Below are 11,967 nucleotides of genomic sequence, written 5' to 3'. Positions count from 1 at the left end.
TATATTTGTCCCCATTGTTTTTCGTGAAAATAAAAGACTTCCCATGGAATATCTAGAATTTGAACTCCCCATCAAAGAACTTGAAGAGCAACTTCAAAAATGTATGGTGATAGGGGAAGAAAGTGATGTTGACGTTACCGAGACCTGCTCGCAAATCGAGAAAAAACTCGAAAAGACCCGAAAGGATATTTACCAAAACCTCACGGCCTGGCAAAGGGTTCAGCTTTCAAGGCACCCCAGCAGGCCGTACACCATGGATTACATCAACGCCATTTGCGGGGATACCTTTTTGGAACTTCATGGGGATAGAAATGTAAAGGACGACAAGGCCATGGTTGGCGGATTGGGAAAAATCGGCGACCAGAGCTATATGTTCATTGGGCAGCAAAAAGGATATAACACCAAGACCCGTCAATACCGAAATTTTGGTATGGCGAATCCCGAGGGATATAGGAAAGCATTGCGTTTGATGAAATCTGCGGAGAAGTTCAAGATTCCAGTAGTGTGCTTTGTGGATACTCCCGGTGCCTATCCCGGCATTGAGGCGGAAGAGCGCGGACAAGGTGAGGCCATTGCCAGAAATATCTTGGAAATGACCCGTCTTAAAGTCCCGATCATCGTTATCATTATTGGGGAAGGAGCTTCTGGAGGTGCTTTGGGCATTGGAGTAGGGGACAAGGTGTTGATGTTGGAAAACACATGGTATTCCGTAATCTCCCCAGAATCCTGCTCATCCATTCTTTGGAGAAGCTGGGAATACAAGGAACAGGCTGCAGAAGCCCTCAAATTGACCGCCACCGATATGAAGAAGCAAGGGTTGGTCGATGAAATCGTGAAGGAGCCCCTTGGTGGAGCCCATTCGAACCGACAAAAGACCTTTGAGACCGTTGCGGACAAAATTTCTTCCCATTACGAAGAACTCAAAAAGTTATCACCAAAAGAATTGGTAAAAAACCGTATGGATAAATACGCCAACATGGGTGTTTTCAGCGAATAAATCTTGTTTTTCGGGGACTTATCTTTTTTGTTAGGTAATATCCCCGATTTTTTTTATGTTATCAACAGGTATTTTAAGTTATCAACATTTAAATTGTTGAGTACCTGTGGAAATCACATCCGTCAAAATTAAAGTTAACTAAAGGTTAATTAGCTACTTTCGCATTCATGGAAAAACCTAGCCCCATTGTTGGACATCGCGTGGACAAATCCACCCTTATCAATTTGGAGAAGGGAAAAATACCACCTCAAGCAGTTGATTTAGAGGAGGTTGTGCTGGGCGCGATGATGATTGACAAAAAAGGGGTGGATGAGGTCATCGATATTCTTCATCCAGATGTTTTCTATAAGGATTCCCACAAATATATTTACGAAGCCATCTTTAAATTGTTCGAATCTTCCGAACCGGTTGATTTATTAACCGTTTCGGCGCAATTAAAGAAGGATGGAAAGCTGGAAGCTGTAGGAGGTGATTTTTACTTGATAAAACTCACCCAAAAAGTAGCCTCTTCGGCGCATATTGAGTTTCACGCCAGGATCATACTTCAAAAATACATTCAAAGAAGTCTGATCAAGATTTCTAACGATATCATTGAAGAAGCTTACAGTGATGCCACCGATGTTTTTGACCTTCTGGACAATGCGGAGGCTAAATTGTACGAAGTCACCCAAGGAAACCTCAAACGTTCGGCCGAAACCGCCCAAAATTTGGTGATACAGGCCAAAAAGCGAATTGAGGAAATATCCAACAAAGAGGGGTTGAGTGGAATCCCCTCCGGTTTTGATAAATTGGACAAGTTGACCTCTGGATGGCAACCCAGTGATTTGATTATTGTGGCAGCACGTCCCGGTATGGGTAAAACGGCCTTGACCCTATCCATGGCTAGGAACATTGCGGTGAATTCAGAAATTCCCGTCGCCTTTTTCTCCTTGGAGATGTCATCCGTGCAGTTGATTACCCGTTTGATTTCTTCCGAAACAGGCTTGTCTTCCGAAAAGTTACGGACCGGTAAGCTGGAAAAGCATGAGTGGGAACAGCTCAATGTAAAAGTAAAGACCTTGGAAAAGGCACCTTTGTTCATTGATGACACTCCATCACTTTCCATATTTGACTTGAGGGCCAAGGCCAGACGATTGGCATCCCAACATGGCATCAAGTTAATCATTATCGACTACTTGCAGTTGATGACGGCAGGTGGAAGCCAAAAAGGAGGGAACCGTGAACAGGAAATCTCCACTATCTCCAGAAACTTAAAGGCATTGGCCAAGGAACTCAACGTTCCCGTGATTGCCCTATCCCAGTTATCAAGGGCCGTGGAGACAAGGGGAGGCAGTAAACGACCCATTCTTTCCGATTTGAGGGAATCGGGAGCCATTGAGCAGGACGCGGATATCGTTTCCTTTATTTACAGGCCGGAATATTATAAAATTGACGAGTGGGACGATGAGGAGCGCACCCCGACCCAAGGTCAAGCCGAGTTTATTGTGGCCAAACACCGTAACGGAGGTTTAGAAAATATTAGGTTAAAATTTGTGGGTGCTCTGGGTAAATTTGATAACTTGGATGACTTTGATTCCCCGTTCGAATTCCAATCGAAGATGAATGCGGACGAAGAAAATCCCTTTGCGACGCCAAATTATCCGAGTGCGGATGATGCTTTTGGCAGCGCAATGAACAGTGACGATGACCCAGATGATAATGACGTACCTTTTTAAAATAGCAACCTTTCTGTCACCTCGAGCGAAGTCAAGAGGTCTTTTTTTTATTTTACTCTTACTTTCTTTACAATCTTTTGCCTCGGTCATCCTGGTACCGATGGATGCCGAAGGTCAAAAAAATCATTTAAAAGCTTACGGAATTACCTATTGGGTATTGTCCAAGCAGCAAAAGGTGCAATGGCTGCTCAATTATCGGGGCGGCTCTTTTTTGTTGCCTGATGGTGATGCGATTCGAAAGGAATGCCAAATTCGTGGTGTTTCCTTTGAGGTCTTATCCGATGCGCAGGCCGAGCAAATCTTGGATGAAATCAGCAGTCCATCACAGAATCAGGATGCCGTTATCCTTGAAAAAGCACCAAAGATTGCGGTGTATTCCCCAAAGGGGAACCAACCTTGGGACGATGCCGTAACCATGGTACTGACCTATGCGGAGATTCCCTATACCACCATATACGATACTGAAGTCCTTGGCGATAAATTGGCGCTATACGATTGGTTGCACCTGCACCATGAGGACTTTACAGGCCAGTATGGCCGCTTTTACGGACATTATCGAGCGGCTCCATGGTATATTGAGGATAAGGCCAACGCAGAGGCTTTGGCGCAGAGCTTGGGCTACTCAAAAGTTTCCGAAGAGAAATTGGCCGTTGCCCTCAAGATCAGAAATTATGTGATTGGGGGTGGGTTTATGTTTGCCATGTGCTCCGCAACCGATAGTTTTGATATTGCCCTTGCTGCAGAGGGAGTGGATATCTGTGAGCCCATGTTCGATGGGGACCCCTCGGATGCGAACTATCAAGCCAAATTGGATTTTAGCAAGACATTTGCCTTCACCAACTTTACCTTGGAACGGAACCCCATCCGATATGAGTTTTCCTCCATCGATATGACAAACAAACGTGCCAACGTACCCAGAGAATCGGATTATTTTTCTTTGATGGAGTTTTCCGCTAAATGGGACCCTGTACCTACCATGCTAACGCAAAACCATACGAGTTTGGTAAAAGGGTTTATGGGGCAGACCACTGCCTATACCCGAAACGAAGTGAAGCCCACGGTAATGGTCTTGGGCGAGAACAAAATCAATGGAGAGGCCCGATACATTCATGGTATAAAAGGGAAAGGTTTCTTCACCTTTTATGGCGGACATGATCCAGAGGATTACCAGCATAGGGTAGGGGACCCCAAAACGGAATTGGAATTGCACCCAACTTCACCAGGATACCGATTGATTTTGAACAACGTGTTGTTTCCCGCCGCCCGCAAAAAAAAGCAGAAGACCTAACCCAAGTGCTCTTTAAAGAAGTCAATGGTTCTTTTCCAAGCTAAATCGGCCGAGGCCTCATCAAAACGTGGTGTGGTATTGTTATGAAAGCCGTGGTTGACATCGGGATAAAAATGCACTTCGTAATCTTTGTCGAGTTCCTTTAGTTTTGCTTCGTAATCAGGCCAACCCGCGTTCACCCGCTCATCCAATCCAGCGTAATGGATCAATAGGGGAGCTTGGATTTGTGCTACTTCATCATCTTCGGGCTGACTTCCATAAAAAGGAACGGCAGCGGCCAAATCCGGCACTTTCACGGCCATCATATTGGAAATCCATCCGCCGAAACAAAATCCGACCACACCCACTTTGCCATTACAGTCTTCGTGATTTTTGAGATACTCGTAGGCGGCGATAAAATCCTCCAACATCTCGTTGCGATCTCGTTCCCGTTGCATGGTCCTTCCGTCATCATCATTTCCGGGATAACCTCCAAGCGGAGTAAGCGCATCCGGAGCTAATGAAATAAAACCGGCTTTTGCAGCTCTTCGCCCCACGTCTTCTATATAGGGGTTGAGTCCGCGATTCTCGTGTACCACAACCACACCGCCCATTTTGCCCGAACTATTTTTTGGTTTGGACAATAATCCTTTGATTTCGCCACCGCCCTTTGGAGAGTTATAGGTGATGAACTTGGAATCCAGTTCCGGGTCATTGGGCGATACGGTCAGTGTATTCTTGTAATTGGGCATTACAAAACTCATCAAAGAGGCTAGGGTAATGCCGCCCACTGCGTAAACAGAGAGCTTTTCCATGAATTCCCTACGGTCAATCTGGTTATGGGCATATTTGTCATACAGGTCAAAAACTTCCTGTTTGATGTCGTCTTTTTTTAAGGGTGCCATGCTGCTGCTTTTATAGTTTGTTCTTGAAGGTACAAATTTTCTAAAAGCAAATTGCTCGGAGAGAACTATTTAAGGCGGGGTGATTTCATTATATCAATTTCTCCAGAATACGCTCCACTCCAAAATCGTCATTGCTATGGGTGGTATATTTGGCGGTTTTCAAAACATTGGGGTGCGCATTGGCCATAGCAAAACTATAATCGGAAAGCTCCAACATTTCCAAGTCGTTGTTGTAATCTCCAAAGACCATAAGTTCGTGGGATGCAATCTTGAATTCATCCATCACCTTTTGGAGTGCGTAGCCCTTGTGGGCATTTATGTTGGAAACATCCACCCAGTTGGCCCCGGATACCTTCACTTTCAGGTCACCTTCCAGGTGTTTCACGTGCGGATAAATGTGTTCCTCAGAGTTCTCGAAGTGGTAGATGGCAATTTTAAGGACTTCTTCGTTCACTGTTTTCTGGTCGGCTACAATTTCAAATTCGGAATAGTACTCGCGGAGCATTTCTAGAAACTCATCGGAATCACCACCCACGAAGGCGTTGTTTTGACAGCAAAGCACCGGATGAACATTCTGTAACGGGCGAACGGTATCGAGAATTCGGTGCACTTCGGACAGGTTGATGGGCGTGGTGAGCAAGGTCTCCTCTTGTTTTCTGATCAGGGCTCCGTTTTCAGCAATCACCAAAATCTCGTTCTTGATGGACTCCAATTTATCGACCATGCTGTGGTATTGTCTCCCACTAGCGGCCACAAAAGCGATATTCTTCTTTTTGAGTTCTTGGTAGATTTCAAAAAAACGGGGGCTTACCTCATGTTTGGAATTCAACAAGGTGCCGTCCATATCGGTAACCACCATTTTTATCTGTGATAGGTCCATGCCAACAAATTAAGCTGCAAAGTTATCTGTTATTCGCCGAACTGTGGGGCTGTTTTGGTAAACTTTATATTAAATTGGGGTAGAGAATATGTTAGCATGAATTTTTATCAGAAGGAAATACAATTACCCGCCCATCAAAGGGGCTTTCATTTAATTACGGAACAGGTACTTGATGCAATGCCGGATATCGAGAACATCAATACCGGGTTCTTACAGGTCTTCATCAAGCATACTTCGGCCAGTTTGACGATCAATGAGAATGCCGACCCCACGGTTAGAACGGATTTTGAGAGCCATGTCAACCAAATGGTCCCTGAAAACGCGCCTTATTACGTGCACAATTATGAGGGACCGGACGATATGCCCGCCCATATTAAAGCTTCGCTTATGGGATCGTCGGTCCAAGTACCGATTACCAATGGCAGGTTAAACTTGGGGATTTGGCAAGGTATTTATCTTTGTGAACACCGTGACCGTGCTTCGGGAAGAAGATTGGTATTGACCGCATTCGGCAATTAATCAGCTTGGCGCTTGGTATAATTATTGTGGTTGAATCGACCAAACAAGCCTTAAAAATGAACATAAAGAGGACCCGTTTACTCGCCCTTGCCATACTACTGCCCTGTGTGCTTTTTTCCCAAGAATTTATTCAAGGACGTCTTTTGGATTCTGTATCAAAAGCACCTGTGGTGTTTGCCAATATTCTCTTGGAAGGCTCTTCCAAAGGGGTTATATCCAATGAGGATGGTAGTTTTAGGATTCCGATGGAGTTCAAATCCGAATACGAAGGTCTTCTTATTTCATCTTTGGGGTACGAGTCTGTCTCCGTTGCCATGGATGCATTGTCGGAAGACCGTCTCAATACCATTTATCTTACACCAAGGACCATAGCTTTACAGGAGACCACGGTGGTCGGGTATACCAAAAGGTCTTTGGCCAAACGGATTGTTAGGAAGGCTATACGGGCCATCCCCCGAAATTTTTCAAAGGACCCTTTTAGCCTTGTGGGATATTATAGGGATTATCAACAAGATGAACGAACGTACCTCAATTTGAATGAGTCGATTGTTGAGGTTCGAGACGAAGGTTTTCATAAAAGTGACGCCAAAACCACGAAATACCAGATTTACCGCTTGGTGAAGAACATGGATTTTCCAAGGGACAGTATTTCGAGTATGTCCTACGACTACGAAAATCAGAATAAGGTAATTGCCCAAGGATTTCTGCCTTCTTATAATGGGAATGAGCTGGTTATTCTTAGGGTTCACGATGCCGTACGTAATTATGACATCGATTCCTATTCATTTGTGAACAATCTTCGAAGGGATTTTGTTCACAATCATGATTTTCAAATGGGAAGTGATGTGTACTTGGATGGGGAATGGCTGTATAGTGTGCTGTTTGATACCTATAAAGAGAACGTTAGGGCAAAAGGGAGAATCATCATCTCCAAAACGGATTACTCCATTTACGGGTTAGATTATGCGGCCTATGAATGGAACAAGAAAAAGGAGGGAAGCGAACCATCCAATGAAGATTCCTCCCGGATGATATTCCACATACAATCGGAATATCGGCCGTACCAAGGTAAAATGTTCCTGAATTACCTCTCCTTTAGCAATCGGTTCGTGGTGCGTCTGTCCCCTGCATTCATGCTGAAGAACATAACTATCGATACGAACAATAAGATAACTTGGCTAGAATTTAACAATCCAGTGAACATTTCTTCCACATTGGACAAGGAGCATTATGAAGTATTTTTCAGAAAGAAGAAGTTGGCCTTTGAGCTATTGAAAGGTCATGAAGAGGAAGACAAGGTATTTATAAGACCCATTTTTACTTCGGAAAAGGATGAGACAGCCTATTTTTCAAATGATAGGGAAGCTATTAAGAAGCGTATGGTGTATAAAGTGAAAGGGTTGATGGATGTTTACGGGAATATGCTGGGTCATTCCGAGCAAAAGGAATATCTGCAATACAGGGAATTTTTTACCCAGCGCATACTACAGGGAAATGATGGTGATGAAAATGGGGTTCCCATGGAAAAGGAACGGCCATTGTTTGACCATGTGGTCACAGATGAATCGGTAGAGGCAGTACAGGACTATTGGATGAACACGCCACTTCAGGAAGCAAACGATCCTCCGGAGTAATTTAAGCCGTTGAAGATGATATAAAATAAAAGATCCCGCACAAGGCGGGATCTTTCAATAAGCGGGGTAAGTTTATATTAACTTTTTACTTTACTTTCTCAACGATGGCCTTAAAGGCATCTGGGTGGTTCATGGCCAAATCGGCAAGAACTTTTCTGTTGAGCTCTATTCCATTGGCTTTTACTTTACCCATAAATTGAGAGTAAGACATTCCGTGCATTCTGGCACCGGCGTTGATACGGGTGATCCATAGGGAACGGAACGTACGTTTTTTGTTTCTTCTATCGCGGTATGCATAAAGCATTGCTTTTTCTACCGCATTTTTGGCTACTGTCCAAACGTTTTTACGTCTTCCAAAGTAACCCTTGGCTTGCTTCATCACTTTTTTTCTTCTAGCTCGTGAAGCAACTGAATTTACTGATCTTGGCATAATGTCATTTTTTTGTAGCAGGCGCCTCTTTTTTAAAGGTCTTTTAAGAGCCTGACTCCATGGTTAATAATTAATGTACCGTTGGAACGATTATTTCAAACGTAATTGTTCCTTGATGTTGTCCTCATCCGCTGGGTGAACCAAGGTCGAATGGGTCAACTTTAGCTTACGCTTTTTCGATTTTTTCGTCAGAATGTGACTCTTGAAAGCGTGCTTTCTTTTGATTTTACCAGTTCCGGTAAGCTTAAAACGCTTTTTGGCACTGGATTTTGTTTTCATCTTAGGCATTTTCCTAGTATTTAACTCCGCTTATTGTACCGGACTCGGTCCGATTTATTTTTTACTCGTCTTTGGCGCAATGAACATCGTCATCCGCTTGCCCTCCAATTTGGGCATTTGCTCCACTTTTCCAAGTTCTTCCAAATCTTGGGCCAGCCTGAGCAGTAATATTTCGCCTTGGTCCTTGTAAACGATGGAACGTCCTTTAAAGAAAACATAGGCTTTTAGTTTGGCACCATCTTTCAAGAATTTTTCTGCATGTCTTTTCTTGAACTCGTAATCATGGTCATCCGTTTGTGGCCCAAACCTTATTTCCTTTACGACCACTTTGCTCGCTTTGGCCTTCATGGCCTTGTCGCGTTTCTTCTGTTCGTAAAGAAACTTTTTATAATCCATTACCTTGCAAACAGGCGGTTCGGCATTTGGTGAAATCTCTACCAAATCCAACTCCTGTTCGTTGGCTATTTCCCTTGCCTTGGAAATGGGGTAAACACCCATCTCAACATTGTCGCCGACAAGCCTAACTTCCCGGGCTTTTATTTTCTCATTGATGTTGTGAGGGTTTTTGTTTTCCCTCCTTGGTTGGGGTCTAAATCTTCTTCTAATTGCTATGACGTAAACTTTTTAATTAAACTTAATTTTTTAGAACGACTTTAAGGTACTATTTATTTCAGTAGTTACCAAGTCCGAAAATGCATCAACGCTTAAACCGCCCAAATCTTCACCTCCGTGTCGCCTGACCGAAATGGTGGCAGACTCCTCTTCTTGTTCCCCAACAATGATCATAAAAGGGATTTTTTTGAGCTCTGCCTCGCGGATTTTCTTCCCTACCGTTTCGTTCCTGTTATCAATGAGCGCGCGAATTTCGTGATTTTCTAGCGAATTCAAAACTTTTTGCGCATATTTTTCATGCTTCTCACTGACAGGCAGAACAATAGCCTGTGTCGGAATCAGCCACAACGGGAAGTTTCCTCCCGTATGTTCCAGCAATAGCGCCACAAACCGTTCCATACTTCCAAAGGGGGCACGGTGAATCATTACAGGCCTGTGCAATTCGTTGTCACTTCCTTTATAGGTAAGGTCAAATCGCTTGGGAAGGTTATAATCCACTTGGATGGTGCCCAATTGCCAACTTCTACCAAGCGCATCCTTGATCATAAAGTCCAGCTTGGGGCCGTAAAATGCGGCTTCACCACTTTCCACTACGTAGTTCAACCCTTTTTCCTCGGCCGCATCAATAATGGCCTGCTCGGCTTTTTCCCAATCTTCCTTGGCTCCAATATATTTTTCAGGATTCTCCAGGTCCCTTACGGATACCTGTGCAGTGAAGTTGTCAAACCCAAGGGAATTCAATACATATAAGGTAAGGTCGATTACGTTTTTGAACTCGTCGTTCAATTGCTCCGTAGTACAGAAAATATGCGCATCATCTTGGGTGAACCCACGAACCCGCGTTAGGCCATGCAACTCGCCGCTTTGCTCATACCTGTAAACCGTACCAAATTCGGCGTAGCGTTTGGGAAGATCTTTGTAGCTAAAGGGCTGGCTGTTGTATATTTCACAATGATGTGGACAGTTCATCGGCTTCAATAGGAACTCCTCATCTTCTTTTGGAGTGTGTATCGGCTGAAAGCTGTCTTCCCCGTACTTGGCGTAGTGGCCCGAGGTAACATACAGTTCCTTTTGTCCAATATGGGGAGTGACCACCATTTCGTAACCCGCTTTCTTTTGTGCCTTCTTCAGGAATTGCTCCAATCGCTCACGAAGGGCCGCTCCATTGGGCAACCACAGGGGAAGGCCTTGACCTACCTTTTGCGAAAAGGTGAACAGCTCTAATTCCTTGCCCAATTTTCGATGATCCCTTTTTTTGGCCTCTTCCAATAAGTGCAAGTACTCGGTCAATTCTTTTTGCTTTGGGAACGAAATGCCATATACACGGGTCAGCTGGGTGTTGTTTTCATCACCTCTCCAGTAGGCGCCGGCAACGCTTAATAACTTGATGGCTTTAATGATTCCCGTATTAGGAATGTGTCCCCCACGGCATAGATCGGTAAAAGTGCTGTGGTCGCAAAAGGTAATGGTTCCGTCGTCGAGATTTTCGATGAGTTCTACCTTGTATTCGTTTCCCTGATTCTTATAATAGGAAAGCGCATCCGCTTTGGAAACACTTCTCATTTTATAATCGTGCTTGCCACGGGCAATTTCCAATGCCTTTTTTTCGATTTTCGGAAAGTCCTTTTCGGAAATGGACTGGTCTCCAAAATCAACATCATAATAAAAACCGTTCTCAATAGCCGGTCCTATGGTAAGTTTTATGCCAGGATAAAGCTCTTCCAGTGCCTGTGCCACGACGTGCGAAGTGGAGTGCCAAAACGCCTTTTTTCCCTCATCATCATTCCATGTATATAAGGTCAAGGTCCCGTCTTCGTTCAAAGGGGTTACTGTTTCAACGGTGGTATCGTTGAATTTGGCCGAAATGACGTTTCGGGCCAATCCTTCACTAATACTTTTGGCAACATCCATGGGTGTAGTTCCCATTTCAATTTCTTTTACAGCACCATCGGGCAGTGTGATTTTTATCATGTTGTGTAAACTTCTATATTATGTAATCCAGAGGACAAAGATAATACCTTGTGTAGATGCTACAATAGTTAGTTGTAATACATGCTGATTTTCTTCACCTTTTAGATAGGATAGACTTCATTGGTTTGGATGGAAGAAAAGGCAAGGCAAAGGTGTTTTTGTAAGTTTAAAAAAAGTTGTATTTTTATCTGCTTCGTTTCCAGTGAGTTGATACTTATTGTGGGTAAAAGGCCAAAAAAGCTCTTGTTTGTTGCCGAAATGGTGTTACATTTGCAGCCCGAAAACAACAAAAGGTTTGTTTTTTTTTTGGATAAGTTCAGAGGCAGATTGACGTATTGTTTTGACGAATCGATAGGATTGAAAAAAACACAAAAAAAGCATTGTGTAATCCAAAAAAGCGTTTTACATTTGCAGCCCGAAAAACACCAAGGTGTTTTGAGGTAAGTTCTTGTAAAGACATCGTTTTTGAGGCAAAGAAAATGTTTTGATTTTTTTCAAAAAAAGCTTGCCGGTTTAGAAAACAGTTGTAAATTTGCAGCCGCTTTGCCAACGAGGTAAATGGCAAAAACTGATGAGACGATTGATGTAATGTAGTTTGACTCAGTTTTTAAGAGAATGAAGAAGTTCATATACATATTGTAACGACAGCGTAGAATTAAGAAGGAACCATTTTGATGCGGGGACTCGGGATTTCCGGGTGTCGGACAGACATTCAAGGAAATACAATGAAGAGTTTGATCCTGGCTCAGGATGAACGC

The 11,967-nt window shown here is 43.6% G+C and carries 11 protein-coding genes; 5 read left to right on the top strand and 6 right to left on the bottom strand.

The features are described 5' to 3' along the window. The first annotated feature begins 43 nt into the window (after positions 1–43). From GGE08_RS11225 to GGE08_RS11215, 3 genes are all read left to right on the top strand, one after another. Positions 44–997 (top strand): acetyl-CoA carboxylase carboxyltransferase subunit alpha, encoded by a 954-nt coding sequence (locus GGE08_RS11225; protein ID WP_179384989.1) that lies wholly within the window; start codon positions 44–46, stop codon positions 995–997. 167 nt (positions 998–1,164) lie between these two features. Beyond that, a complete protein-coding gene (dnaB, locus tag GGE08_RS11220; protein ID WP_179384988.1) occupies positions 1,165–2,712 on the top strand; it encodes a replicative DNA helicase in 1,548 nt (515 codons plus the stop codon). Then, the gene (locus GGE08_RS11215; protein WP_257024016.1) at positions 2,696–4,000 is read left to right on the top strand and encodes an asparagine synthetase B; all 1,305 of its coding nucleotides are present in this window, start codon (positions 2,696–2,698) and stop codon (positions 3,998–4,000) included. Before dnaB ends, GGE08_RS11215 begins: the two co-directional genes overlap by 17 nt. Here the strand turns inward: GGE08_RS11215 and GGE08_RS11210 are convergent. Together GGE08_RS11210 and GGE08_RS11205 are read right to left on the bottom strand one after the other, a co-directional pair. After that, positions 3,997–4,884, bottom strand: a complete 888-nt coding sequence (locus tag GGE08_RS11210; RefSeq protein WP_179384987.1) for a dienelactone hydrolase family protein — start codon at positions 4,882–4,884, stop codon at positions 3,997–3,999. The two genes, GGE08_RS11215 and GGE08_RS11210, sit on opposite strands and share 4 nt — an antisense overlap. An 88-nt stretch (positions 4,885–4,972) precedes the next feature. Then, positions 4,973–5,764: an HAD family hydrolase gene (locus GGE08_RS11205; RefSeq protein WP_179384986.1), complete on the bottom strand. Its 792-nt coding sequence runs from the start codon at positions 5,762–5,764 to the stop codon at positions 4,973–4,975. A 96-nt stretch (positions 5,765–5,860) separates the two neighbouring features. Here GGE08_RS11205 and GGE08_RS11200 point away from each other — a divergent pair, with 96 nt between their 5' ends. After that, a complete protein-coding gene (locus tag GGE08_RS11200) occupies positions 5,861–6,283 on the top strand; it encodes a secondary thiamine-phosphate synthase enzyme YjbQ (protein ID WP_179384985.1) in 423 nt (140 codons plus the stop codon). A gap of 56 nt (positions 6,284–6,339) precedes the next feature. Further along, on the top strand, positions 6,340–7,917 hold the full coding sequence (locus tag GGE08_RS11195) for a carboxypeptidase-like regulatory domain-containing protein (protein WP_179384984.1): 1,578 nt from the start codon (positions 6,340–6,342) through the stop codon (positions 7,915–7,917). Positions 7,918–8,002: 85 nt separating this feature from the next. Here the strand turns inward: GGE08_RS11195 and rplT are convergent, their stop codons facing one another. From rplT to thrS, 4 genes are all read right to left on the bottom strand, one after another. Further along, complete coding sequence (gene rplT / locus GGE08_RS11190; RefSeq protein WP_014033571.1) at positions 8,003–8,347, bottom strand: 50S ribosomal protein L20; 345 nt, start codon at positions 8,345–8,347, stop codon at positions 8,003–8,005. Between the two features lie 90 nt (positions 8,348–8,437). After that, positions 8,438–8,635, bottom strand: coding sequence for a 50S ribosomal protein L35 (gene rpmI, locus GGE08_RS11185; RefSeq protein ID WP_015754448.1), 198 nt, complete (start codon positions 8,633–8,635; stop codon positions 8,438–8,440). Between the two features lie 45 nt (positions 8,636–8,680). Beyond that, entirely contained in the window at positions 8,681–9,232 is a 552-nt protein-coding gene (infC, locus tag GGE08_RS11180; protein WP_293285622.1) for a translation initiation factor IF-3, read from the bottom strand. 36 nt (positions 9,233–9,268) lie between these two features. Continuing rightward, positions 9,269–11,209: a threonine--tRNA ligase gene (gene thrS / locus GGE08_RS11175; RefSeq protein ID WP_179384983.1), complete on the bottom strand. Its 1,941-nt coding sequence runs from the start codon at positions 11,207–11,209 to the stop codon at positions 9,269–9,271. Positions 11,210–11,967: the final 758 nt, after the last annotated feature.

The sequence above is a fragment of the Allomuricauda sp. ARW1Y1 genome (assembly GCF_013407935.1).
GTDB lineage: Bacteria > Bacteroidota > Bacteroidia > Flavobacteriales > Flavobacteriaceae > Flagellimonas.
This window is presented reverse-complemented; position numbering and strand designations above follow the sequence as displayed.